Here is a 24279-nt window from a genome sequence, read left to right as displayed (position 1 = left end):
GTGGGCGGGACGCCGGGGGTGAGCGGCCTGTTCCGCGGCCGCGACGCGGCGGTCTTCGGCGGGCTGGAATGGTCGGTGCCGCCCGACTGGGCGCTGGGGCTGGAAGGGCTGCGGGCCAAGCTGGAATGGTCCGGCGATGCGCTGCGGGAAGAGCGCGGCGGCTACCCCGCCCGCACCACCGGCCTGCGGGGCCAGGCTGCCTCCCGCCTCAACATCGGCCTGCAATGGCAGCCGAATCCCTGGGTCGATGCGGGGGTGCATGTCGTCCATGGCACCGACCTGCTGCTGCGGCTGTCGCTGCGGCTGGACCCGGCGCGGCCGCCCGCGGTGCCGCGGCCGGCGCCGCCCGCCATGGTGGCCAGGCCGGAGGAGCCCGGCGATGCCGCGGCGGCGCTGCGGCGGGCCGGCTTCCGCCCGCTGGCGGTGCGGTTGGACGGCGAGGAGGCGGTGATCGCCGTCGCCGGCGGGCGCTTCCCGACCCTGGCGCAGGTCGCCGGAAGGGTCGCCCGGGCGGCGCAGCCGGCGCTGCCGGCGGAGGTCGAGCGCCTCGCCGTCGAATGGCACCGCGCCGGGCTGCCCATCGCCCGGCTGGTGCTGCTGCGGGAGGCGGTGGAGGCGGCGGCGGCCGGCGCGGGCAGCGCCGAGGAGGTGCTGGCCAGCGCCAGCCTGCTGCCGGCCGAAACCCTGCCGGGCTTCGCCCCCGACCTGGACTGGGCGCTGGAGCCGCGCATCGCCCTGCAGCTCGGCGATCCCAGGGTGGGGGTGCGCTGGCAGGCCGCGGCGGCGGCCGGGGTGCGGCTGGGGCTGGGCGAGGGGCTGGCATTGGCCGGCAGCCTCTCCCAGGCGGTGGCGGGCAACCTCGACAAGGGGCTGCCCTCCAACAGCCTGTTGCCGCGGGTGCGGAGCGACCTCGGCCGCTATGCCCGGGAGGGGCGGACGGCGATCCCGACGCTCTATGCCGAGCGGCTCTGGAGCCCGTCCGAGGACTGGTTCGCCCGCATCTCGGCCGGGCTGCTGGAGCCGATGTTCCAGGGCGTGCAGGGGGAGGTGCTGTGGCGGCCGCAGCAGCGGGGCTTCGCGCTGGGGCTCGACCTCGCCTGGGTGGCGCAGCGGGACTACCGGCAGCGGCTGGGGGCGCTGGGCTATTCGGTGGCGACGGGCCATGCCTCGGTTTATGCCGACCTGCCGGTCTGGAACCTGGGCGCGGTGCTGCGGGCGGGGCGCTACCTCGCGGGGGATTGGGGCGGGACGCTGGAGGTGAGCCGGCGCTTCGATTCCGGGATCGAGGTGGGCGGCTTCGCCACCCTGACCACCACGCCCTTCCGCCGCTTCGGCGAGGGCAGCTTCGACAAGGGCATCTTCATCCGCTTCCCGCTGCAATTGTTCGGGCCGGAGACGGCGGCGCGGGCGACCGCGCTGATCCGGCCGGTGGTGCGGGATGGCGGCCAGCGGCTGGCGGTGGACAACCCGCTGTTCGAGGTGACGCGGGAAGGCCGGGCAGAGGCGCTGGGGCGGGACTACCTCGGGCTGCTGCGGTAGCGGACGAAGCGCTGCTCCTGCACCGTGCTGCCCCATTGCGCACCCGGCCGTTCCTCGGTCAGCCTGAAGCCGGCGGCCTCATAGAGGCGGCGGGCGGCGTCGAGACCCTGGAAGGTCCAGAGCTGGGTCTCGGCGAAGCCGCCGGCATCGACAAAGTCCAGCGCTGCCGTCAGCAGGCGACGGCCGATCCCGCCGCCGCGCAGCCCCGGCGCCACGACGAACCAGCGGAGATGCGCGATGTCCGGCCCCATGTCCTCGCCATCGATGGCGATGGTCCCGAGCGTGAGGTCGTCGCGATGGGCCGACCAGATGGCATTGCCCGGCCGGTCCAGCCGGGCGGCGAATTCGCCCAGGCCCCGCGCCAGCACCGCCTCGAAGGCCGCGCCGAAGCCGGAAAGCTGGGCATAGGTGCGGGACTGCAATGCGGCGGCATCGCCGAGCAGGCCGGGACGCCAGCCCCGGGTGATGCAGGCCGGCCCGGTTTCGGGGTCGGGCATGGGAATGCTCCGGCAACGGTTGCGCGATACAACCATTGCCGGCCCGCTCAGGGAAGCGTCAGTAGCTGGGCCAGAGGCCGGGGGTGGCGACCTCGACGGAATGCCCGTCCGGATCGCGGAAATAAAGGCTGACGCCGCCGCGGGGCCAGGTGACACGGGATTCGAGGGCGACGCCCGCCTGCGCCAGATGCGCATCCCAGGCATCCAGCTCGCCGACCGGGATGGCGAAGGCGAGATGCTGGTGGCCGGTCGCGTCATGCGGCGGGATGATGCCGGTGGGCGTGGGGGAGGGCTCGACCGAGCCGCCGCGCACAAACAGCAGCAGCACGCTGTTGCCGGGCACGCCGAGGCCGATCATGCGGTCGTCGCGCAGATATTCCTCGAAGCCCAGGACGCGGCGGTAGAAATCCGCCGACCGCGCGAGGTCGTCGACATAGAGCGAGTATTCGAGCTGGTGGCTGATGCGCGGCATGCGGGGGCGCCCAATCGAGAAACGGGCGGGGATGATGTCCCCGCCCGCCGGCATTACGCCTTCTTGTAGAGCTTGGTGGCGATCTCGAACATTTCCTCGGGCGCGTAGTCCGGGGTGAAGGCCGAGGGAATGCCGGTGAGCTGGTGGATCTTGCCGCCTTCCGGCATGCCGTCCACGACCTCGAGCTGGCCGACCGGGTCGCCCGGCAGCGCCATCTCGCCATTGCCCCAGATGCCGGCCATGTCCTTGTAGTCGGCCGGGCTGAAGGTATAGAGGCGGCGATGCGAACCCTCGGCCAGGTACTGCTGGCACTCGGGGATCTTGTCGAGGTTGATGTTCGGGGTCGGCAGGAACTTCTCCAGCTCGACGCCGGTGATCTGCTTCAGCGCCAGCGCATAGGCATGCGCATGGACCGAGCCGCGGACCAGCAGGTAGCCGCAGACGGCGCGGCCGGTCGGATCCGTCAGCGTCTCGTAGACGCGCAGCTTGTGCAGGCGGGCGCCGCATTCCAGGTGGAAGTTGTGCAGCAGGTCGACCACGACATTGCCCGTGGTGGTGACCATGTCGGCATTCCAGGACATGGAATTGCTGTTCACCGGCGTCGAGCCGCCGCCATGGGAGGCGAAGCTGGCGAAGGAGCGGATGTCCTTCATCGCCTCGAAGGGGGCGCCGGAGATGTCGCCGCCATCGGTCTCGTCGCCGTCGTTGTCCGGGCCGTTGTTCAGCATGGCGACGCCGTTGCTGACCAGCTCGACATGGCCGAGTTCCTCGGCGGTGATGCTGGCGACCAGGCTATAGAAGGGGCGCAGCTTGCTCTTGCTGCGGAAATTGAAGCTCTGGAACATGTAGTTCCCGAGGGTGGACATCTCGCCGTACTTGCCGCCCAGCAGTTCCTGCAGGGCAGCAGCCGCATTCGGATCCTTCCGCTTGGGTGCGGGTAGTTCAGCCTGCAGCTTATCGACACGAAGGAACATGGGGGGGCATCCGGAGCTGTTGGGTTAGACTTCCCTAACCAGCGAAACCGCCCGGGGTTTTGTGGCAGCGTCGCATTATCACGAAGGTGCCGCAGCCTTGCGGCCCGCCGCCGCTTCGGCCAAACCCCGGCCGGCATGACCTTCGAAGCGCTGACGCAACACCTGGTATTCGCCCTTGGCCTGGCGCTGCTCTCGGCGGTGGTGGTCCGGGCCATGATCCGCTGGCCCATCCTCGACATCCCGAACGGCCGCAGCGCCCATGCGGTGGCGACGCCGCGCGGCGGCGGGGTCGGCGTGGTGGTCGCCTTCCTCTGCGGGATGCTGGTCCTCTACGGCATGGCGGATTTCGCCCGGCTGGCGGAACGGCAATTCCTTGGCGTGATCTTCGCCGCCCTGGCCATCGCCGGGGTGGCGCTGGCGGACGACATCCGCAACCTTTCGGCCCGGCTGCGGCTGGCGGCGCAGGTCGGGGCGGCGCTGGTCGCCGCCGGCACCGGCATCACCCTGTCCCGGCTGGCGCTGCCCTATCTGGGCGTGGTGGATCTGGGCTGGGTCGGGGCGCTGCTGACGGTCTTCTGGATCGTCGGCTGCACCAATGCGGTGAATTTCATGGATGGGCTGGATGGGCTGGTCGGCGGCACGCTGCTGATCGCCTGCGTCGCCCTGGCGGTGATCGCGGCCGGCGAGGGCGGCCGCTTCATCTATATCGCGGCGCTGATCCTCGCGGCGGGCTTCGCCGGCTTCCTGCCCTTCAACCTGCATCCGGCGCGGATCTTCATGGGCGACGTCGGCAGCCAATTCGCCGGCTTCATGCTGGCGGTGCTGGCCGTCGCCGCGGCACGCTTCGATTTCAGCCAGCTCAGCTTCCTGATCGTGCCGCTGCTGCTGTTCGGGCTGCTGTTCGATGCGGGCTTCACCCTGCTGCGGCGGGGCTGGATGGGGGACCGGGTGGGGGCGCCGCACCGGACGCATCTGTACCAGATGGCCCAGCGCAGCGGCCTCGGCGTGCGCCGGGTGGCCGCGGTGCACTGGGGCTTCGCGCTCTTCCATGCCGGGCTGGCGGCGCTGTTCCTGAACCTGGCGTCCTGGGCCAAGCCGCTGATCGTGCTGCCGGCGCTGGCGGTGCAATGCCTCTGGCTGTGGTGGGTGGCGCGGCGGGTACGGCGGGCCGGGCTCAGCTGGCGGGGCTGAGGAATTCCACCACCAGCGGCGGCACCCGCGGGCCGACCCATTGCTCCGCCCGCAGCACCGCGCCGCCATCGGCCTCGACCCAGAAGCGGTTGGTGAAGCCGAAGCTGCCCCGGGTGCGGCAGCGTTCGCTCACCAGCAGCACCTCGGCATCCCCGGTGCGCTCGGCACGCAGCCGGCAGGCGAGGGAGATGCCGAAGCGCATGCCGTCCGGCTCCCGGTCGGCATCCATCAGGTCCACCAGGCGGCGGGCCTCGGCGGGCTGGTCGAGCAGGGCGGCGGGGGCCGAGAGCGGGTCCGGCCCCTCGAAGCGGGTCGCGGCCAGCATCTGCCGCATGCCGGCGGTGGCGGTGACCCGGCCGCCTTCCGTCGCCACGACGATGCCGGAGGCGGTGCGCCAGATCCGCCGCTCCCCCAATTCCTGCAGCAGCACCGCCGGGGTGGAGCGGCCGCCGATCCAGAGCCGGAGGGCGCGGCCCTCGGGCTCCGGCAGGTCCTCCAGCGGGGCGACGACGGGCGCGACGGCATCGACGATGCCATCGACGGCATTCCGCCAGAGCGTGTCGCCGCAGCCGGCGAGCAGAAGCGGGAGCAGCAGGGGCCAGGGACGCATCCCCGCAGGATAGTGCCGTTATCGCAACGAAGCGAGGCCGGAATTCCACCGGGCCGGATGCTCAGGGCTAAATGCTCAGGACCGGTGGCGGGAGACCAAGCGGGCGATGAACATCAGCAGCAGGCCGAGGGCGATGACGCCATAGGTCTTGGGGTCCTCGCGGATCGCATCGAGGATCGCCTCGGGGATCCAGAGCAGGGAGTCCCAGCCGAAGAGATGCGCGGCGAGGCCGAGCGCCACCAGGATGGCGCCGGCGGACCAGAGCACATGCGCCATGCCCTGGCCCCTCAGCGCGTGTCGCCATCGGCGCGGCGGATCGCCGTCTGCGCATCGGCGATGCGGGCGCGGGCGCCGGGCAGGTCGTTCTTCGCCAGGGCCTCGCGCGCGGCATTGATGGCGGCGCCGGGGCCGACCGAGCGGACGCCATCCGGCCGCGCCTCGACGCCGGGCTGGTTCAGCAGGGCGGTCGCGGCGCGTTCCAGCAGTTCGTTGGCGAGGCCGGGGTTGTTCTCGCCCAGGGCGCGGTCGGCGTCGCGCAGGATCTCGGCCGAGCGGCTGGCGGGCGGGGTGATGCCGGCCATGCGGGCGGCATCCTTCTGGCCTTCCACCGGCGGGATGGCGCCGGCGCCGCCCTGGCCATGCGGCGTGAGGTCGCCGCCGCGCGGCTGGGCCAGGGCCGGGGCGACGAGGACCGGGGTGGCGAGCAGGACGAGGGCGAGGATGGCGGCGTGGCGCATGGCGGTCTCTCCGGGAGACCCTGGCCAACGCCGCGGCATCATTCCGGTTTCCTGGCGACCCCCCCCTCTCACGCCCCCGCCTCAGGCGGTTGCCGCCCGTGGCGGCCCGCCCCGCCACTGCAGCGCCAGCAGCACCGCACCCAGGGCCACGCCGATGAGATGCGGCGCCGGGACGCCCGCGCCGAAGAAGGCCTCGACCAGGGCCGGGAAGATCATCAGCAGCCCGGCGATGACGAAGCCCGCCCTTTCCCAGCCGGCCAGCGCCCGCCGGGCGAAGCCCTGGCAGGCGGCCGAGAGCGCGGCGAGGCCGCCGGCGGCCAGCGCGATCTGCACCACCACGTCGCCCCAGCCCATGCCCGGCTTGAAGGCCAGCAGCAGGCCGACGCCATCCGGGTCCGTCACGAAGACGAAGGGCAGCACGAAGGCCGGCAGGGTGTATTTCCAGGCCTGGAGCGTGGTGCGGTAGGGACCGGCGCCGGTGATGGCGGCGGCGGCGAAGGGGCTCAGCGCGGTCGGCGGCGAAACCTCGCTCAGCACCGCGTAGTAGAAGACGAACATATGCGCCGCATAGTCCGGCACGCCGAGCTTGATCAGCGCCGGCGCCGCGACCACCGCGCAGATGATGTAGCTGGCGGTCACCGGCACCGCGAGACCCACGATCCAGACGATCAGCGCGGTATAGAGCGCGGTGATGACCAGCGACCCGCCCGCCGCCTGGATGGCGATCTCGGAGAACTTCAGCCCGAGGCCGGTCAGGGTGATGACGCCGACGATGATGCCGGCGCAGGCGCAGGTCGCGGCGATGCCCACCGCCTGGATGGCGCCCGAGGCCAGCGCCGCGACCAGCTTCCTCGGCCAGAGCGCGCTGTCGCGGCGGATGAAGGACAGCACCACCGCCACCGCCATGGCGTAGAGCACCGACATGGTGGGCGAGTAGCCCAGCACCATGAAGACCACGATCGCCAGCAGCGAGGAGAAGTGAAAGCCGTATTTCTTGGTCAGCGCCCAGGGGCTCTCGACCGTGATGACCTCGCGCTCGGTCCCGGCCTTGAGGTGGGCGGCGCCGATCCGGCGCTGGTCCAGCTCCACCATGAAGAGCAGCGAGGCGTAGTAGAGGATGGTCGGCACCGCCGCCATCCGCAGCACCTCGAGATAGCCGATCTTGAGGTACTCGGCGATCAGGAAGGCCGCGGCGCCCAGCACCGGGGGCGAGATGATGGCGCCGAGCCCGCCGGCGGCGAGCAGCCCGCCCGCGTCGTCCGGCTTGTAGCCGACCCGCTTCATCATCGGCCAGGCGACGGTGCCTAGCGTCACGGTCGTCGCCACGCCCGAGCCCGAGGGCCCGCCGAGCAGGAAGGACGACAGCACCACGGTCCGCCCCGCCGAGGTCGCCTTGCCCCCCGTCGCCGAGAAGCTGAAGTCGACGAAGAACTTGCCGGCGCCGGAAAGCTGCAGGATGGCGCCGTAGATGGTGAAGAGGATGATCAGGCTGGCCGAGACATCCACCGCGGTGCCGAAGATGCCGTCGAGGGTGATGGTCAGGTGCGGGATCAGCCGTTCCGAACCATAGCCCTGGTGGCGCCAGGGGGGCGGCAGCAGGTTGCCGAAGAAGGCGTATAGCATGAAGGCCCCGGCCACGACCGGCATGACCCAGCCGGTCGCCCGCCGCGTCACCTCCAGCACCAGCAGGATCAGCACCCAGCCGACGATCAGGTCCTGGGTCTCGGGGAAGACGTAGCGGTCGATCAGCGGCTCCGTGCCGATCAGGTCGCCGCCGTAGAGCAGGTACCAGGTGACGTAGAGGGAGGCGGCGATCAGCACCACGTCCCAGGGCATCAGCCGGTTGCGGAAGCGCCGGCTCACCGGGAACAGCAGGAAGCCGAGCCCCATGGCGAAGCCGACATGGATGAAGCGCAGCGAGGTGGTGGGCACGATGTCCCAGGCCGCCCACAGATGGAACAGCGCCATCGCCAGGGCCAGGCCGGTGGCGGCGTAGTGCAGCCAGCCGGTGTAGCGGTTCTGCGCGCCTTCCTCCTCCTCGATCAGCGCCTCGACGCGGGCCGCGGTCTGGTCGTCGAGCGCACCGGGGGGGATCTCCGGTGGAAGGTTGGTCGTGCTGCTCATTTCCGGAGGGTCCCTGCCAAACTTCGGGGGCGCCGCCCCGTTTGGCGATCCCTGTAGCGGGCTGCGCGACCGGCGCCCATCCCCCTACGGATTTGTCACCCCGCCGGGCATGGCCGCAGGATGGCCCCGGGCGTAATGCCGATGCGCAACCGGAGGAGCCTCCCCGATGTCCGATCTGCAGCCGATGCCGGCCGGCCCCGCCAGCCTGACCGGCCGTTTCCACCTGGTGCGGCTGATGGCCCGCGGCTGGTGGATGTTCCTGCTGCGCGGCCTCGCCGGGATCCTGTTCGGCCTGCTGGCCTTCCTGGTCCCCGGGCTGGGGCTGGCGGTGATGCTGGGCTTCCTCGCCGCCTGGATGGCCCTCGACGGGATCGGCACCCTGTACCAGGCGGTGAAGGGGCCGCCGGAGAAGCACGGGGTCTGGTTCTGGGTGGACGGGATCGTCTCGCTGGGCGCCGCGGTCGCGCTGCTGGTGGCGCCCGTCGCCTCGGCCCTGATGCTGGTCTTCATCACGGGGTTCTGGTCGATCGCGGTCGGCGTCATCCGGCTGGTGATGGCCTTCCGGCTCGGCAGCGTGCTGATGGGCCTGGCCGGGGCGATCGCGGTCTTCATCGGCGCCTGGCTGATCGCGGCGCCGGGACCGGGGCTGCTGGCGCTGATCTGGGTGGTGGGCATCCAGGCGCTGCTGGCCGGCGGGCTGCTGTGCTGGCTCGGCTGGCGGCTGCGCCGGGTGGCGCACGACCCGCACGGGCCGGCGATGGGGCGGGGCTGACCCGCAACCGGGGGGCATGGACCGCCCCCCGCATCCCGGCCACCATGGCGCCCCACCCGAGGAGCGCCCGCCTTGCCCGAAGCCCCGCCACCGACCCTCATTCCCACCCGGGCGGCGCTGTTCACCGGCTACCTTAAGATCGGCATGTTCGGCTTCGGCGGGGTCGCCGCCTGGGCGCGGCGGGTCATCGTCGAGGAACGCCACTGGCTGACCGAGCGCGAATACGCCGAGGTCCTGGGCCTCGGCCAGATCCTGCCCGGCCCCAACGTGGGCAATGCGGCGGTGATGATCGGCCGGCGCTTCCATGGGCTGGCGGGGGCGCTGCTGGCGACCGGCGGGCTCTATTTCGCCCCGCTCCTCATCCTGATCGGGCTCTGTCTCTTCTATGACCGCTACGGGCAGCTGCCGGCCGTCGCGCCGGTGATGAACGGCATCGCCGCCGGGGCGGCGGGCATGGTCATCGGCACCGCCTTCAAGATGGCGGGCAAGCTGAAGCTGCGCTGGGATGCGCTGGCGATCCTGCTGCTGGCGACGCTGGCGGCGGCGGTGCTGCGGGTGCCGCTGCTGCTGATCGTGCTGGTGCTGGCGCCGGTCTCCATCGCGCTGTCGCTGCGGCGGGCCGGGCTGCTCGGCGGGGCGGTCGCGCGATGACCCTCATCCTGCAGATCCTGCTGACCTTCTCCATCCTGTCGCTGGTCGCGGTCGGCGGCGCCAATGCGGTGCTGCCGGAGATGCACCGGCAGCTGGTCGAGCTGCATGGCTGGCTGGACGACGCGACCTTCTCCCAGCTCTATGCGCTGGCCCAGGCGGCGCCGGGGCCGAATATCCTGGTCGCCAGCGTCATGGGCTGGCGCATCGCCGGGTCGGGCGGCATGGCGGCGGCGACCTTCGGGATGCTGGTGCCCTCCGCGGTGCTGGCCTGGGGCATGGCCGGGCTGACCCACCGGCTGCGCGGCGCGCCCTGGCTGAAGCCGGCCCAGGGCGGGCTGGTGCCGGTGGCGATCGGGCTGATCCTGGCGGCCGGGATCACCATGGCCCAGGCCTCCTATACCCATGGCGCCATGCCGCTGGTGGTGGTCGCCGCTTCCACGCTTCTCGTCTGGCGGACCGATTATAATCCGCTCTGGGTGCTGGCCGGGGGCGGGGTGCTGGGGGCGCTCTTCCTGACCTGAGGCGGCGCTACCGCAGGGGCTCCACGCCGGTCTTGCGCAGCACCTCGCGCGCCTCGGGCGAGGCGAGGAAGGCGATCAGCGCCCGCGCCGCCTCGGGCTGGCGCGAATTGGCGGCGATGCCGGCGGAGAAGACCGTCACCTGCTGGATCTCCCGCGGGATGGGGCCGATGTAGTCGATCCCCTGGATCGGCAGCAGCTCGCTCACCTGCTGGAAGCCGATCTCGGCCTCGCCGCGGGCGACGACGCTGCCGACCCGCTCGCTGAAGATCTTGCGGCTCTTGGGCGCCAGCTCGGCCTCGAGGCCCATGCGGCGGTACATCTCGCCCTCGATGTAGACGCCGCTGGCGCTGGCCGAATAGGCGATCGACTTCGCCTCCAGCAGGGTCCGGCGGAAGCCCTCCATGGTGCCGATGTCCGGCCTCGGCGCGCCGCTTCGCACCGCCATGCCGATCAGCGATTCGGCGATATCCACCCGGCTGCCGGCCACCGCCTTGCCCGTGGCGATCAGCGCATCCAGCCCATTGGCGGCCAGCAGCAGCACGTCGGCGGGCTCGTTGCGGGCCAGGCGCTGCGGGATGGCATCCGGCGCCGTGCCCATGGAGGCGCCCTGGGCGGTGACGAGCCTATGCCCCGTCGCCTTCTCGAATTCCGGGCCGAGGATGCGGTAGGCCGCGGTCAGCCCGCCCGAGGTCAGCACATGGAGCTCGACGCCGGCCGCCCGGGCCATGCCGCCCATCGCCAGCAATGCCGCGCCCAATACCCCGCGGCGGCCGAGATGCACGATTGGCATGGTCCTGTTTCCTCCTGGCGGGTGCCGCCCGCCAGTCTGGACCGGCCGGCAGCGCCAGCCTAGACCCTGGCGGCGCTGCCCGTTGCCGCCGCCACCAGCGCCAGGGCCTTGGCCGGGTCGATCCGGCCATCGTAGAGCGCCCGGCCGATGATCACGCCCTCGATCCCCTCGGCGGCGACGGCCGCCAGCGAGACCAGGTCGTTCAGCGAGGCGACGCCGCCCGAGGCGATGACCGGCAGCCGCACCGCCCGCGCCAGGGCCAGGGTCTGTTCCAGGTTCACCCCGCCCAGCATCCCGTCGCGGTCGATGTCGGTATAGATGATGGCCGCCGCGCCGGCGTCCTCGAAGCGCAGCGCCAGCTCCTGCGCCGGCATGGTGCTGACATCGGCCCAGCCCTCGGTCGCCACCATGCCGCCGCGGGCATCGATGCCGACCGCGACCCGGCCGGGAAAGGCCTTGCAGGCTTCCAGCGCGAAGGCCGGGTCCTTCAGCGCGGCGGAGCCGAGGATGACGCGCCGCACCCCGCGGTCCAGCCAGGCCTCGACCGTGGCCATGCTGCGGATGCCTCCCCCCAGCTGCACCGGCACGCCGGGAATGGCGGCGAGGATGCTCTGCACCGCCGCCGCATTGGCCGGCTTGCCGGCGAAGGCGCCGTCGAGGTCCACCACATGCAGCCAGCCGAAGCCCGCGGCGGCGAATTGCCGCGCCTGGGAGGCGGGGTCGGCCGAATAGACCGTCGCCTGGGCCATGTCGCCCCGCTTCAGCCGGACCACCTGGCCGCCCTTGAGGTCGATCGCGGGATACAGAGTCAATACCATTAAGGAACCACCTGGCCGGTTTTGCGCCCGCGCCCGGGCTCGATCAGCTTGGTGTAGTATTCGCCCGCCACGGTCTGCCCACGCACCCGCGCATAGGCGGGGTGGACTCCCCAGCGGACATAGCCGAGCGCCCGGAACAGCGAGATGGCGGTCGTCTGCGTCTCCCGCACGTCCAGGTTGAGCACCCGGTGGCCCAGCGAGGCGGCGCGTTCCTCGACCCGCTGGATCAGCAGCCGGGCCAGTCCATGCCCGCGGCCATAGGGCGCGATATAGGCATGGGTGAGCTGGGCGGCGAAGGCCTGGGCTTCATTGTTCCGGTGCGGGCGCACGAGCTGGGCGCTGCCGACCACCATGCCGTCCAGCCGGGCGATGAACAGCTCCCGCTCCGGCACCAGCATCACGCCGCGGAAATGCCGCTCCAGCGCGGCGCGGCCCTGCGGCTCGATCCAGCCGAAGCCGCCGCCCTCGATGATGGCCGCATCCGTCGCCTCGCACAGCTCGGCGATGTCGTGGTCGTCGAGGTCGGTGACCCGCTCCACCAGGAGATGCGCCTTGGCGGCGGCCGCGGGCAGGGCGACGGTCGGCTCGCTCATGGTTCCCACCGGAGGAAATTGGCCAGGATGCGCAGCCCCACGGTGGCGCTCTTCTCCACGTGGAACTGGGTGCCGGCGATATTGCCACGGGCGACGATGGCGACGACCGGCCCGCCGTAATCCGTGGTTGCCGCCACCTCGTCGGGCGCGGCGCCACGCAATGCGTAGGAATGGACGAAATAGGCATGCTCGCCGGGGCGGATGCCGTCCAGCAGCGGGTGCTCGCCCGGGGTGAAGTCCAGCGTGTTCCAGCCCATCTGCGGCAGCGGCAGGGGGGCGCCGTCGGGGCCGCGGGGGGCCATCGGCGCCATCTCCCCGGCGATCCAGCCGAGGCCCGGGGTCACCCCGTGCTCCAGCCCGCGCTCCACCAGGATCTGCATGCCGACGCAGATGCCGAGCAAGGGCACGCCGCGGCCGCGCACCCGGTCCTCCAGGGTTTCGACCATGCCGGGCAGGGCCTGGAGGCCGCGCATGCAGGCGGCGAAGGCGCCCTGGCCGGGCAGGACGATGCGGTCGGCCGCGGCGACCTCCGCGGCATCCCGGGTGATGGCGGCCCGGATCGGCACGCCGGTGGTCTCCGAGGCACGGTCGAGCGCCCGCAGGACCGAGGCGAGGTTGCCCGAGCCGGGATCGACGATGGCGATGGTGATGGGGGCGCTCGTCATGCCGGGCGTGCCCGCGTCGTGGGGACCAGCTCGGGCTGCATCGCCAGCACCCGGGCCAGCGCCCGGTCGGCATCCTGCTCGGCCACCACATGCGCCTGGCGGAAGCCGCGCCGGGCCAGGGCGGCGCGGCGGAGGTCCTGGGCCTCGGCCCCCAGCAGCCATTGCACCGCCAGGGCGGCGACGGGCAGCAGCTTCACCGGCAGCAGCGCCGCGAGGATGGCCAGCAGCCCGACATAGATCACCGCTTCCAGCCAGAGCCGGTGCCACAGCAGCCAGGGCAGGCCGAAGAGGAAGGCCAGCCAGGCGAAGCCCTCGGGCACCAGGGCCGGCAGGCGGCCTTCAATGCGGCGTGCCCGCCGGAGGCGGCTGGCCTCGGGCGGGGTGTGAACGGTCCAGACGCGCATCAGGCCTCCAGCACCCCCTTGGTGGAGGGTATGGACTCGGGCGAACGCGGGTCGGTCTCCACGGCCATCCGCAGCGACCTTGCCACCGCCTTGAAGCAAGCCTCAGCGACATGGTGCGCGTTGGTGCCCGCCTTCAAGGTCAGGTGCAGGGTAACGCCCGCGTTGAACGCGAGGGCGCGGAAGAACTCCTCGAACAGCTCGGTATCCATCTCGCCGATCTTGTCGCGGGCGAAAGGCACGCTCCAGGCGAGGAAGGGCCGGCCGGAGATATCCACCGCCGCCTCCGCCAGGGCCTCGTCCATCGGCAGCAGGGCATGGCCGTAGCGGCGGATGCCGCGCTTGTCGCCCAGCGCCTGGCGCAACGCCTGGCCGAGGACGATGCCGACATCCTCCGTCGTGTGGTGGAAATCGATGTGCAGGTCGCCCTTGGCCTCGACGCCGAGGTCGAAGAGCGCATGCCGGCCGAGGGCGGTCAGCATGTGGTCGAGGAAGCCGATCCCGGTCGCGACATCCACCTGGCCGGTGCCGTCGAGCGACAGCCGGACGGTGATGGCGGTCTCGGCCGTGGTGCGGGTGATCTCGGCGGTGCGGGGGCGGCTGGTCATGGGGGGCATCGTCTACTCGCCGGTCGCCGCCGGGGCAACGCCGCCCGTCGGATCATTCGGCGGCCGAGGCGCCCGGTGCCATGGCATGCCGCCATCGGGCGGGATCGCCGGTGCCGGCCGGTCCCGGGCTTGCCGGTTCGCCCGCCGCGGCGACTCCGGCCGGCAGCCCCGGCCGTGCCGACTAGCCATACGGCCAGGGGTGTTGCCGCCGCCCGGGGAAAGCGCCACATCGGGCGAATGAACACCGAACCGCACGATCCCCTGGGCTGGCACGGCACCACCATCCTCTCGGTCCGCAAGGGCGGCCTGGTCGCCATGGCGGGCGATGGCCAGGTCTCGCTGGGCCAGACCGTGGTCAAGGGCAATGCCCGCAAGGTCCGCCGCATCGCCAATGGCCGGGTGCTGGCCGGCTTCGCCGGCGCGACCGCCGATGCCTTCACCCTGCTGGAACGGCTGGAGGCGAAGCTGGAACGCTTCCCCGACCAGCTCGAGCGGGCCTGCGTCGAGCTCGCCAAGGACTGGCGCTCGGACCGCTACCTGCGCCGGCTGGAGGCCCTGCTCTCGGTCGCCGACGGCAAGCGCAGCCTGCTGCTGACCGGCCAGGGCGACGTGCTGGAGCCGGAGGATGCGGTCATCGGAATCGGCTCGGGCGGCAATTTCGCCCTCGCCGCCGCCCGCGCCCTGCTGCCCGTCGAAGGCCTGACCGCCGAGGACATCGTCCGCCGCGCCATGAAGATCGCCGGTGACATCTGCGTCTATACCAACGGCAACATCATCGTCGAAACCCTGGAGGCCGCGTGATGGACACCGTCAACCTTTCCCCGCGCGAGATCGTCTCCGAGCTCGACCGCTACATCATCGGCCAAAACGACGCCAAGCGCGCCGTCGCCATCGCGCTGCGCAACCGCTGGCGCCGCCAGCAGCTGCCGGAGGGCATCCGCGAGGAGGTGGTGCCGAAGAACATCCTGATGATCGGCCCGACCGGCTGCGGCAAGACCGAGATCGCCCGCCGCCTGGCCAAGCTGGCGAACGCGCCCTTCCTCAAGGTGGAGGCGACCAAGTTCACCGAGGTCGGCTACGTCGGCCGCGACGTGGACAGCATCATCCGCGACCTGATCGAGGTCTCCATCACCCAGACCCGGGAGGCCAGCCGCAAGGGCGTCGAGGCCAAGGCCGAGCTGGCCGCCGAGGAGCGGCTGGTGACCGCGCTGGTGGGCGAGGGCGCCTCCGGCGAGACGCGCCTCAAGTTCCGCCGCATGCTGCGCGAGGGCCAGCTCGAGGCCCGCGAGGTCGAGGTCCAGGTGACCGATACCGGCGGCGGCATGCCGCTCGGCATGATGGACATGCCGGGCGCCCAGGGCATGCAGATGCAGGGCATGCAGGACATGCTCGGCAAGATGTTCGGCGGCCGCACCAAGCCGCGCAAGATGATCATCGCCGAGGCCCGCACCGTCCTGCTGAAGGACGAGGCCGACAAGCTGGTGGACCAGGAGGCGCTGACCCGCGCCGCCATCGCCAATGCCGAGAACAACGGGATCGTCTTCCTCGACGAGATCGACAAGGTTGCCCGCAGCACCGACAGCGGCGCCAAGGGCGGCGACGTCTCCCGCGAAGGCGTGCAGCGCGACCTGCTGCCGCTGATCGAGGGCACCACGGTCACGACCAAGCATGGGCCGGTGAAGACCGACCACATCCTCTTCATCGCCTCCGGCGCCTTCCACCTCTCGAAGCCCTCGGACCTGCTGCCCGAGCTGCAGGGCCGGCTGCCGATCCGGGTCGAGCTGACCGCGCTGACCCGCGACGACATGCGCCGCATCCTGACCGAACCGGAGCATTCCCTCATCAAGCAGTATACCGCGCTGCTGGGGACCGAGGGGCTGACGCTCGACATCACCGCCGATGCGGTGGATGCGATCGCCGACTTGGCGACCGACATCAACGCCAAGGTCGAGAACATCGGCGCGCGGCGGCTGGCGACGGTGCTGGAGCGGCTGCTGGAGGAGATCTCCTTCACCGCCTCCGACCGCGGCGGCGAAAGCGTCGCGGTCGATGCGGGCTACGTCCAGGAAAAGGTGGCGCCGCTGGCCAGCAGCACCGACCTCAGCCGCTACATCCTCTAGGTGGCGGCTCGCCAGAAGGTCGCCTCGCTCGGCCTGCTGCTGCCCTACCTCAAGCCCTACATCGGGCGGGTGGTGCTGGCCGGGGTGGCGCTGGTCGCGGCCTCCGGTCTCGTGCTCGGCCTCGGCCAGGGCGTGCGGCACCTGGTCGACGAGGGTTTCGGCGGCGGCAGCGCCGCGGCGCTGGACCGCACCGCGCTGGTGATGTTCGGGCTGGTCGCGGCGCTGGCGGCTGCCACCTGCGGCCGCTTCTTCCTGATGGCCTGGCTGGGGGAGCGGGTCGCCGCCGACCTCCGGCGCAACGTCTTCGACCACCTGCTGACCCTCTCGCCGGCCTATTACGAGACGACGCGCACCGGCGACATCCTCTCCCGCCTCACCGCCGATATCGCGCTGCTGCAGTCGCTGACCGGCTCCGCCATCTCCATGGGGCTGCGCAACATCCTCACCGGCGGCGGCGCCTTCGCCATGCTGCTGTTCACCAGCCCGAAGCTGGCCGGCATCATCGCCGTGGTGGTGCCCATGGTGGTGGTGCCGATGATCGCCTTCGGCCGGCGGGAGAAGCGGCTGTCGCGCACCGCGCAGGAACGCATCGCCGACCTCAGCGACACCGCGGAGGAAACGATCAACGGCCTCCGCGCCGTGCAGGCCTTCACCCATGAGGCGGTGGACCGCGCCCGCTACAGCGTCCAGGTCGAAAGCTCGGTCGCCGCCGCGCTGCGCCGCATCGGCACGCGGGCGCTACTGATCCTGGCGGTCATCCTGCTCGGCTTCGGTGCCGTCACCTTCAGCCTCTGGGTCGGCGGGCGGGACGTGATCGAGGGGCGGATGACCGGCGGTGAGCTCTCGGCCTTCGTGCTCTACGCCGTCATGCTGGCGACCTCCGGCGCCAGCCTGTCCGAGGTCTGGGGCGAGGTGCAGCGCGCCGCCGGCGCGGCCGAGCGGCTGCTGGAATTGCTGGCCCAGCGCCCCGGCATCGCCGCCCCCGCCGCACCCCTGCCGCTGCCCAGCCCGACCCGCGGCCGCATCGCCTTCGAGGAGGTCACCTTCCGCTACCCGACCCGGCCGGACCACCCGGCGCTCGATGGCTTCTCCCTGGTGGTGGAGCCGGGTGAAACGGTGGCGCTGGTCGGCCCCTCCGGCGCCGGCAAGACCACCGTGCTGCAGTTGCTGATGCGCTTCTACGACCCGCAGGCGGGCCGGGTGCGGCTGGACGGCATCGACATCGCCCAGGTGGACCCGAGCGCGCTGCGGACACGGCTGGGCCTGGTGCCGCAGGACCCCGTCATCTTCAGCGCCACCGCGCGGGAGAACATCCGCTTCGGCCGGCCGGACGCGACCGATGCCGAGATCGACGCCGCCGTCCGCGCCGCCGCCGCCGATTTCCTCGGGGCGCTGCCGCAGGGGCTGGATACGCATCTCGGCACCAAGGGGGTGATGCTGTCGGGCGGCCAGCGGCAACGCGTCGCCATCGCGCGGGCCATCCTGCGCGACCCGGCGGTGCTGCTGCTCGATGAGGCGACGAGCGCGCTGGACGCGGAATCCGAGCAGGCGGTGCAGCATGCGCTGACGGTGCTGGCGAAGGACCGCACCACCCTGGTGGTCGCGCACCGGCTGGCGACGGTCCGGCGGGCGGACCGGATCATCGTGCTGGAAGCCGGGCGGATCGTCGCCACCGGGACGCATGAGGCGCTGGTCAGGGAAGGCGGGCTGTACGGGCGGCTGGCGGCGCTGCAATTCGGTGCGGTGGCCTGAGGCCGGCACGCCCTTACGCTGGACGAGACTCATCCCGCGGCCCGGCGTTTCGCGTCATCGCCCGGGCGCCGTTGCGTCATTCCCCGCTGCCTGGGCCACGAAAAACTCACGCCTGGGTGTAGCCGGAATAATTCGTATACATTCCGTAGCTGCCATCGCGACAGTCCCGCCGCCGATCCCCTGCCGACAATCCCGGGGGCTGCATGACGGGAGGCATCGATGACCGATCTCAAGACATTGCTGCAGAAGCCCATCGCCTGGACCGAGGAGTGCAGGGACGCCGACCTGCGCGCCTTCCTCGATGACCTGCAGGCCAATATCCTCAAGGGCCATGGCCGGCATTTCACCGGCAATATCTTCATCAGCGTCGCCGGCATGGCCGGGGCGGATGTCGCGCACCTGCTGCGCAACCTCTCCGGCTATGTCACCTCCGCGCTGCACCAGCTGCGCACCGCGCGCAGCAGCGCCGGGCCGCTGTTCGACGGCGGCCCGGTCCGCTGCCTGCTGCTCGGCGCCGGTGCCTACCGGGCACTGGGCAAGCTGGCGACGATGCCGGCCGACCCTGCCTTCCAGGCGGGGATGCGCGCGAGCGGACCGGCGCTGGCCGACCCGGCCCCGAGCCAGTGGGGGGAGGGGGCCTGGCGCCCCGGCAACCCGCCGCCCGATGCGATGCTGCTGCTCGCCGACAGCAGCTTCGATGCCGTCACCCGCGACCTCGAGGCCGCGCAGGGCTGGCTGAACGGCACCGGGGCGCGGGTGCTGGGCGTGGAGCGCGGGCGGGCCCAGTTCCGCACCTTCAAGCCCGGCGCCGCGCCGGAGGGCGTCGAGCATTTCGGCTATGTCGACGGCCGCAGCCAGCCGCTGTTCCTCGCCGAGGATCTGGCGAAGGAGAAGGCGTCCTATGCGCATGAGCCGCCGCCGGTCCCGCCCGATGCCGGCTTCGATCCGGGCTTCCCGCCCTCCCAGTTCATCCTGCCGGATCCCAATGCCCGGCAGCATCCCATGGCCGCCGGCAGCTACTTCGTCTTCCGCAAGCTCGAGCAGAAGGTGCGCGGCTTCAAGCAGCGGGAGAAGGATCTGGCCAAGGCGCTCGGCCTGACCGGCGAGGATGCGGAGCGGGCCGGCGCCATGGTGGTCGGCCGCTTCGAGGATGGCACGCCGCTGACCCTGCACTGCGATGCCACCCAGGCGCCGCCGCCGAACAACTTCAGTTACGCGAACGATGCGCAGGGGCTGCGGTGCCCCTTCCAGGGCCATATCCGCAAGACCAACCCGCGCGGCGAATCCCAGCCCAAGCTGCCGCCCGGCTTTCCCGCCGAGCGCAGCCACATCATGGCCCGGCGCGGCATCCCCTTCGGCGACGTCGACCGCGACTTCGAGGACGAGGGGCATGAGCCGGAAGGCGACGTGGGCCTGCTGTTCATGGCCTACATGGCGGATATCGCGGGGCAGTTCGAGTTCACCCAGGCGAGCTGGGCGAACAACCCGAAGTTCCTCCGCGGCTTGGCGCCGGGCGAGAAGCCGACCGGCATCGACCCCGTCATCGGCCAGGGCACCGATGCGGCGGCGAAGCAGCAACTCTGGCAGGATGGCTGCACGCCGGGGTCGCAGGAGGTCGCCTTCTCCTTCGCCGACTTCGTGCGGCTACGGGGCGGCGAGTACTTCTTCGCCCCCTCGCGCTCCTTCCTGCGGCAGGTCGGGCTGTAGCGGCCGGCCCGGGCGCGGGATCGGCTGTGGCGGTCCCGCGCTCTACCGACCTTCGCCGGCAGTGCCTTCCAGCGTGCCGATGGGCCCAGCCTTGCCCGAATCCGGGATGACGCTGAGGCTGCCGTCCGTCTCCAGCACCACCGCCGCGGCCTGCCCCGGCTCGGCGATGCCGGAACTCCGCAGGGCGGCGATGACCTCCGCCCGGGTTACCCGCTGGGCCCGCATCGCGCCATCGAGGAAGCTGCTGCGATGGAGCAGCAGCGTCGGCTCCGACTTCACCAGGTCGCTGAAGCGCGGGGAGCGGACGGAAAGCCAGGCGACCAGGTATTGCAGGCCGGAGAGCAGGACGAAGGCGGCCAGCCCCTCGACCAGGGCCACCGACTTGCTGAGCAGCACCGTGGCCAGGGTCGAGCCCAGCGCCACGGTGACGATGAGGTCGAAGGCATTCAGCTTCGCCAGCGTGCGCTTGCCCGAGACGCGCAGCAGCACGACCAGGGCGACATAGGCGAGGGTGCCGACGACCAGCACCCGGAGCAGGCCGAACCAACTATCGAAGAACATCAGGGGGCCCTTGCTGCCGCATCCGCCGGGTGCAAGGCCAAGTCCATGGCGCCCCGGTCGGCTGCCAACGCGGCGGCGGGCAGGATCGATCCCGGCCCATGCGGGACCGGGCCGGCGTCTAGTCCGCCGCGATCCGGGCGGCATCCAGCGTCACCTGCGGCACGTCATAGGCGAGCAGATCGGCGTAGAGCCGCGGCATGTCGGCCTCGAACAACCCCCGCGTCACCCCCGCCGCCACCCGCGGCGCGGCGATGCTCATCGCATTGATCGAGCTGCCGGCCGGCCCGAAGGACAGGCTGGTGCCGATCCCGAAGAGGTGGAGGTCGCGGATCCAGGGCGTCTCGCCCGGCCGCTTCTCGAGGAAGCTGCTGTCGGGGGCGAGATAGGGGAAGCAGCCCAGCCGCTCGGTGATCTCGGGCGCCGTCTCGCCGGGCGGCGGTGCGTAGCGGTCCCGCCACTGCGCGACATTGCCGGCGCAATGCGCCAGCTCCGGCACCGCGCCCGGGTCCATCCGCGCCCCGGTGCCGCAGATCAGGTAATCCGCCGCGAAATCCCCCCGCGCCGTCTCCACCACCGGCCGGCCGCCGTCCATCCGCGCCCCGGTCCAGGGCCGGCCGACATGCATGGTGAAGTTCGGGAAGGCCAGCACCCGGCTGTAGGTATCCTGCGGGAAGCCCTCCCGCAGGCCGAGCACATAGGCCATGAAGCGCCAGCGCCACGCGTCCGGCATCTCCCCCATGTGCCGCAGGAAGCCGGCGAAGGTCAGCCAGCGATAGGGCTGGATGATCATCGGCGCCGCCCGGCGGCAGAAGAGCTGGACCTCCGCCGCCCCCGCCTCCAGCGCCGTCGCCGCATTGTCGAAGGCCGAGGCCCCGGCGCCCAGCACCGCCACGACCTTGCCCCGCAGCGCGGCGAAGTCGATCTCCTCCGAGGCATGGGCGCGCACCGCCGATGGCAGCGCCGCGACATACTCCGGCATCCACCAGGCGCCGACGCCCTCCTGCCCCGTGGCGATCACCACCTTGCGGGCCAGCATCGGTCCCGCGGAGGTCTCGATCCGCAGGCAGGGCAGGTCGTCGTCGGTCCGCGCCGGGCTGATCGCCCCGGCCGCGACGCCGTTCCGCACCGGTATGCCGGTGACGCGGCGGAACCACAGCAGGTAGTCCTGCCAGTTCTCCTTCGGGATCCAGGTCATCGCCTCGAAATGCGCCGCGCCGAATTGCGCCTCGTGCCAGGCCTGGTAGGTGAGGGAGGGCTGCTTCAGGTCGGGACCGATCTGGGTCTTCCAGCTCCGCAGCGTCCGCATGCGGGCATAGGTCACCCAGGGGCCCTCGCGGCCGAAGGGGGCGCGGTCCACCACCAGGATGTTGTCGACCTTGTCCCGCTTCAGCGCATGCGCGACGGCCAGGCCGCATTGCCCGCCGCCGATGATCAGGCAGTCCAGCACCGGCGCCCCGCCGCAGGTCTTGGCGACCAGCCAGGGTGCCCGCGGATGCGCGACAAGCTCCAGGTCGCGGGCCACGTCCAGTTCCAACTCGGCAAGGCTGCGCGGTGCGGGCATCGGGCTCTCCTGATGCAGCGCAACATAAGCCCAAGCCGGTGGGCCGCAACGATCAGCCCGGGATGATCGCCGCCAGTTCCGCATCGGCGGTCAGCATCGGGTAGTGGCCGGTATCCAGCTCATGCCAGCTTGCCCCCAGCGTGTCCCGGGCGCGCTGCTGATGCGCCAGCGGCGGGTTCTGGCTGCGGCGGCACCAGATCACCGCGGCGCGGCCCGGCTCCCGCCAGCGCGGCGCGGACCAGAAGTGCGGCAGGCTGATGGGCGCCACCATGGTGGCGATCGGCTGCTGGGTGATCCGCGCCAGGGTCCAGGCCCGCAGTTCGGGGTCGAGGTCGGCAAACAGCCGCCCCTCCGCATCCGCCTTCGACGGCCCGCTGGTCAGCGCGGTATTCACCGCGGTCGGCCGGTCGACGATATCCGGCAGCGCCTCCCCGTCGCGCAACGCCAGCGCATCGGCGAAGACCTCCCGGGCGATGCGCTCGGGCGCCAGCTCGGCCAGCCGCGCCATCACCATCCCGCCGGTGGAGGTCCCGGCCACCACCACCTCACCCAGGTCCTCATGGAAGAGCAGCCCGGCCAGTTCCGCCGCCTGGCTTTCGGTGGTGATCCCCGGCCGGACCAGATGCGCCCGCTCCCCGCAGCCATCGAGGCTGGGGGCCAGCACGAGATGCCCCGCCGCGCGCAGCCGGGCGGCGACGCGGGTCCAGATCCAGCCGCCCTGATAGGCGCCGTGGATCAGCAGGATCGTGGCCATGGCTTCCTCCCTTTTCCGGCATCATGGACCGGGTCCAGAAAGGTTGACAGGGGCGGTCGGTCGACCAACCCTGCCGCCAACGCCATCAGGGAAACGCACCGATGCCCAGCCTCGTGATCCGCAACGGCACCATCGTCGACGGCAGCGGCGGCAAGCCCTTCCAGGCCGATATCGCCATCGAGGACGGGAAGATCACCCAGGTCGGGGTGGTGACGGCCCGCGGCGCGGAGGAGATCGATGCCAAGGGCATGATCGTCACCCCCGGCTTCGTCGATATCCATACCCATTACGACGCCCAGGCGACCTGGAGCAGCCACCTCGACAGCTCCTCGCTCAACGGCGTCACCACCGTGCTGATCGGCAATTGCGGCGTCGGCTTCGCCCCCTGCCGCCCCGGCGCCCGCGACGCGCTGGTCAAGCTGATGGAAGGCGTCGAGGACCTGCCGGAAGTGGTGCTGACCGAGGGCCTGCCCTGGAACTGGGAGAGCTTCCCCCAATTCCTCGACGTGCTGGGCGCCCGCAACTACGACATGGACATCGCCACCCAGGTCACCCATGCCCCGCTGCGCGTCCATGTCATGGGCGACCGCGCCGCCGCCTATGCCGAGGCGACGCCCGCCGAATGCGAGGAAATGGCCCGCCTCGCCGCCGAGGGCATCCGCGCCGGCGCGCTCGGCTTCTCCACGTCGCGGGCCATCGCCCACAAGACCCTCGACGGCACCCATACCCCGACCCTCGGCACGCCGGAGATCGAGCTCGAGACCATTGGCCGCGCGGTGGGCGAGGCCGGGGCGAGCTGGCTGCAGGTGATCTCCGACTTTGACGAGCCGGAGGACGAATTCGCCCGCCTGCAGCGCATCGCCGCCGCCTCCGGCAAGCCGATGACCTTCTCCCTGCTGCAGCGGGAAAGCCGCCCCTGGCTCTGGCGCTTCCTGCTGGAGAAGGTGGAGGCGGCGAATGCCGCCGGCATCCCGATGACCGGGCAGGTGATGGGCCGCCCGGTCGGGCTGATGTTCGGCTTCGAGCTGTCCCAGCATCCCTTCGTCGCCCGCCCCGCCTGGCAGGAAGTGGCGCACCTGCCCTTCGCCGAGAAGATGGCGGCGATCAGCGCCCCCGGCTTCAAGGAGCGGATTCTCGCCGAGGATGTCCCCGACCCGGCGCTGCGGGCCCGGATGAACACCTGGTCCATGATCTTCAAGCTCGGCGACCCGCCGGACTACGAGCCGCCGGCCGAGACCAGCGTCGGCGCCATCGCCGCGGCGACCGGCCGCGACCCGGCCGCGCTCTGCTGGGAGTGGATGATGGAGAAGGGCGGCAAGGCCATCCTGAACCGCCCGATCATCAACTACGCCGACCACGACCTGGAGGCGGTGCGGGAGATGGTGGTGCATCCGCAGACCCTGCTCGGCCTGGGCGACGGCGGCGCCCATGTCGGCATCATCTGCGACAGCTCCTCGACCACCCACATGCTCTCCTACTGGACCCGCGACCGCACCCGCGGCGCGAAGCTGCCGCTGGAATACGCGGTCAAGCGGCTGACGCGGGACAACGCGCTGGCGCTGGGCCTGGCCGACCGCGGGCTGATCGCCGCGGGCAAGAAGGCCGACCTCAACATCATCGACTACGAACGCCTGCAGATCCGGGTGCCGGAGATGCGCTACGACCTGCCGGCCGGCGGCAAGCGGCTGATCCAGGAGGCCGACGGCTACGTCGCCACCATCGTCGCCGGCGAGGTGGTGACGCGGGAGGGCAAGCCGACCGGTGCACTGCCGGGTCGTCTCGTGCGCGGCGCCCAGGTGTGAATCCTTGGTTCGGTCGGCCTGCCGACTGAACCGCGGCGAAGTCCGCCCGTTTCCCGAGG

26 protein-coding genes are annotated in these 24279 nt (G+C 71.6%); 10 read left to right on the top strand and 16 right to left on the bottom strand.

Features of this window, described 5'->3' with window-relative positions:
* Positions 1-1539 (top strand): YjbH domain-containing protein (locus tag AC0IW9_RS07715; RefSeq protein ID WP_471647639.1); only part of this gene is annotated, 1539 nt, incomplete at its 5' end.
* On the opposite strand, the gene AC0IW9_RS07710 is transcribed toward AC0IW9_RS07715, so the two are convergent.
* From AC0IW9_RS07710 to AC0IW9_RS07700, 3 genes are read right to left on the bottom strand one after another with little or no spacing between them, the layout of a single operon-like run.
* On the bottom strand, positions 1518-2036 hold the full coding sequence (locus AC0IW9_RS07710) for a GNAT family N-acetyltransferase (RefSeq protein WP_471647638.1): 519 nt from the start codon (positions 2034-2036) through the stop codon (positions 1518-1520). The genes AC0IW9_RS07715 and AC0IW9_RS07710 overlap by 22 nt on opposite strands.
* 58 nt (positions 2037-2094) lie before the next feature.
* A complete protein-coding gene (locus tag AC0IW9_RS07705; protein ID WP_471647637.1) occupies positions 2095-2508 on the bottom strand; it encodes a VOC family protein in 414 nt (137 codons plus the stop codon).
* A 53-nt stretch (positions 2509-2561) separates the two neighbouring features.
* Complete coding sequence (locus tag AC0IW9_RS07700; RefSeq protein WP_471647636.1) at positions 2562-3482, bottom strand: manganese catalase family protein; 921 nt, start codon at positions 3480-3482, stop codon at positions 2562-2564.
* Between the two features lie 135 nt (positions 3483-3617).
* Here AC0IW9_RS07700 and AC0IW9_RS07695 point away from each other — a divergent pair, with 135 nt between their 5' ends.
* Positions 3618-4673, top strand: a complete 1056-nt coding sequence (locus AC0IW9_RS07695) for a glycosyltransferase family 4 protein (protein ID WP_471647635.1) — start codon at positions 3618-3620, stop codon at positions 4671-4673.
* On the opposite strand, the gene AC0IW9_RS07690 is transcribed toward AC0IW9_RS07695, so the two are convergent.
* The 4 genes from AC0IW9_RS07690 to AC0IW9_RS07675 form a co-directional block, all read right to left on the bottom strand.
* Positions 4657-5283: a YjbF family lipoprotein gene (locus tag AC0IW9_RS07690; RefSeq protein WP_471647634.1), complete on the bottom strand. Its 627-nt coding sequence runs from the start codon at positions 5281-5283 to the stop codon at positions 4657-4659. The genes AC0IW9_RS07695 and AC0IW9_RS07690 overlap by 17 nt on opposite strands.
* A 75-nt stretch (positions 5284-5358) precedes the next feature.
* Positions 5359-5559 carry a hypothetical protein gene (locus AC0IW9_RS07685; protein WP_471647633.1) on the bottom strand — a complete coding sequence of 67 codons (201 nt, stop codon included), beginning with the start codon at positions 5557-5559 and terminating at the stop codon, positions 5359-5361.
* 11 nt (positions 5560-5570) lie between these two features.
* Positions 5571-6020 carry a hypothetical protein gene (locus tag AC0IW9_RS07680; protein ID WP_471647632.1) on the bottom strand — a complete coding sequence of 150 codons (450 nt, stop codon included), beginning with the start codon at positions 6018-6020 and terminating at the stop codon, positions 5571-5573.
* An 81-nt stretch (positions 6021-6101) separates the two neighbouring features.
* Positions 6102-8144: a TRAP transporter permease gene (locus AC0IW9_RS07675; RefSeq protein ID WP_471647631.1), complete on the bottom strand. Its 2043-nt coding sequence runs from the start codon at positions 8142-8144 to the stop codon at positions 6102-6104.
* 166 nt (positions 8145-8310) lie between these two features.
* Between AC0IW9_RS07675 and AC0IW9_RS07670 the strand changes: the two genes are divergently transcribed.
* The 3 genes from AC0IW9_RS07670 (at position 8311) to AC0IW9_RS07660 (ending at position 10088) form a co-directional block, all read left to right on the top strand.
* Positions 8311-8916 carry an HdeD family acid-resistance protein gene (locus AC0IW9_RS07670; RefSeq protein ID WP_471647630.1) on the top strand — a complete coding sequence of 202 codons (606 nt, stop codon included), beginning with the start codon at positions 8311-8313 and terminating at the stop codon, positions 8914-8916.
* A gap of 72 nt (positions 8917-8988) precedes the next feature.
* Entirely contained in the window at positions 8989-9567 is a 579-nt protein-coding gene (locus AC0IW9_RS07665) for a chromate transporter (protein WP_471647629.1), read from the top strand.
* On the top strand, positions 9564-10088 hold the full coding sequence (locus AC0IW9_RS07660) for a chromate transporter (protein ID WP_471647628.1): 525 nt from the start codon (positions 9564-9566) through the stop codon (positions 10086-10088). The genes AC0IW9_RS07665 and AC0IW9_RS07660 overlap by 4 nt, the downstream gene beginning before the upstream one ends.
* Before the next feature lie 7 nt (positions 10089-10095).
* Here AC0IW9_RS07660 and AC0IW9_RS07655 read toward each other — a convergent pair whose 3' ends face one another.
* From AC0IW9_RS07655 to hisB, 6 genes are read right to left on the bottom strand one after another with little or no spacing between them, the layout of a single operon-like run.
* Positions 10096-10878: a substrate-binding domain-containing protein gene (locus tag AC0IW9_RS07655; RefSeq protein WP_471647627.1), complete on the bottom strand. Its 783-nt coding sequence runs from the start codon at positions 10876-10878 to the stop codon at positions 10096-10098.
* A 59-nt stretch (positions 10879-10937) separates the two neighbouring features.
* Positions 10938-11696 (bottom strand): 1-(5-phosphoribosyl)-5-[(5-phosphoribosylamino)methylideneamino]imidazole-4-carboxamide isomerase, encoded by a 759-nt coding sequence (gene hisA / locus AC0IW9_RS07650; protein ID WP_471647626.1) that lies wholly within the window; start codon positions 11694-11696, stop codon positions 10938-10940.
* Positions 11696-12289, bottom strand: coding sequence for a GNAT family N-acetyltransferase (locus tag AC0IW9_RS07645; RefSeq protein ID WP_471647625.1), 594 nt, complete (start codon positions 12287-12289; stop codon positions 11696-11698). The genes hisA and AC0IW9_RS07645 overlap by 1 nt, the downstream gene beginning before the upstream one ends.
* Positions 12286-12954 carry an imidazole glycerol phosphate synthase subunit HisH gene (gene hisH / locus AC0IW9_RS07640; RefSeq protein WP_471647624.1) on the bottom strand — a complete coding sequence of 223 codons (669 nt, stop codon included), beginning with the start codon at positions 12952-12954 and terminating at the stop codon, positions 12286-12288. Before hisH ends, AC0IW9_RS07645 begins: the two co-directional genes overlap by 4 nt.
* Positions 12951-13358: a DUF2628 domain-containing protein gene (locus AC0IW9_RS07635; protein ID WP_471647623.1), complete on the bottom strand. Its 408-nt coding sequence runs from the start codon at positions 13356-13358 to the stop codon at positions 12951-12953. Before AC0IW9_RS07635 ends, hisH begins: the two co-directional genes overlap by 4 nt.
* Positions 13358-13963, bottom strand: a complete 606-nt coding sequence (hisB, locus tag AC0IW9_RS07630; protein WP_471647622.1) for an imidazoleglycerol-phosphate dehydratase HisB — start codon at positions 13961-13963, stop codon at positions 13358-13360. Before hisB ends, AC0IW9_RS07635 begins: the two co-directional genes overlap by 1 nt.
* A gap of 237 nt (positions 13964-14200) precedes the next feature.
* Between hisB and hslV the strand changes: the two genes are divergently transcribed.
* The 4 genes from hslV (at position 14201) to AC0IW9_RS07610 (ending at position 19542) form a co-directional block, all read left to right on the top strand.
* On the top strand, positions 14201-14764 hold the full coding sequence (hslV, locus tag AC0IW9_RS07625) for an ATP-dependent protease subunit HslV (protein ID WP_471647621.1): 564 nt from the start codon (positions 14201-14203) through the stop codon (positions 14762-14764).
* A complete protein-coding gene (gene hslU, locus AC0IW9_RS07620; RefSeq protein ID WP_471647620.1) occupies positions 14764-16083 on the top strand; it encodes an ATP-dependent protease ATPase subunit HslU in 1320 nt (439 codons plus the stop codon). Before hslV ends, hslU begins: the two co-directional genes overlap by 1 nt.
* The gene (locus tag AC0IW9_RS07615) at positions 16084-17835 is read left to right on the top strand and encodes an ABC transporter transmembrane domain-containing protein (protein ID WP_471647619.1); all 1752 of its coding nucleotides are present in this window, start codon (positions 16084-16086) and stop codon (positions 17833-17835) included.
* A gap of 219 nt (positions 17836-18054) precedes the next feature.
* On the top strand, positions 18055-19542 hold the full coding sequence (locus AC0IW9_RS07610) for a Dyp-type peroxidase (RefSeq protein WP_471647618.1): 1488 nt from the start codon (positions 18055-18057) through the stop codon (positions 19540-19542).
* A gap of 42 nt (positions 19543-19584) precedes the next feature.
* Here the strand turns inward: AC0IW9_RS07610 and AC0IW9_RS07605 are convergent, their stop codons facing one another.
* The 3 genes from AC0IW9_RS07605 to AC0IW9_RS07595 form a co-directional block, all read right to left on the bottom strand.
* Positions 19585-20103, bottom strand: a complete 519-nt coding sequence (locus tag AC0IW9_RS07605; protein ID WP_471647617.1) for a DUF421 domain-containing protein — start codon at positions 20101-20103, stop codon at positions 19585-19587.
* A 118-nt stretch (positions 20104-20221) separates the two neighbouring features.
* Positions 20222-21664 carry an NAD(P)-binding domain-containing protein gene (locus AC0IW9_RS07600; protein WP_471647616.1) on the bottom strand — a complete coding sequence of 481 codons (1443 nt, stop codon included), beginning with the start codon at positions 21662-21664 and terminating at the stop codon, positions 20222-20224.
* 52 nt (positions 21665-21716) lie between these two features.
* Complete coding sequence (locus tag AC0IW9_RS07595; protein WP_471647615.1) at positions 21717-22418, bottom strand: alpha/beta fold hydrolase; 702 nt, start codon at positions 22416-22418, stop codon at positions 21717-21719.
* A 101-nt stretch (positions 22419-22519) separates the two neighbouring features.
* On the opposite strand from AC0IW9_RS07595, the gene AC0IW9_RS07590 reads away from it, so the two are divergent.
* Positions 22520-24220 (top strand): N-acyl-D-amino-acid deacylase family protein, encoded by a 1701-nt coding sequence (locus AC0IW9_RS07590; RefSeq protein WP_471647614.1) that lies wholly within the window; start codon positions 22520-22522, stop codon positions 24218-24220.
* Positions 24221-24279 lie beyond the last annotated feature (59 nt).

Source organism: Belnapia sp. AC561 (assembly GCF_979252845.1).
Note: the sequence above shows the minus strand (reverse complement) of the source record. Positions and strands in the feature narration are given on the sequence as shown.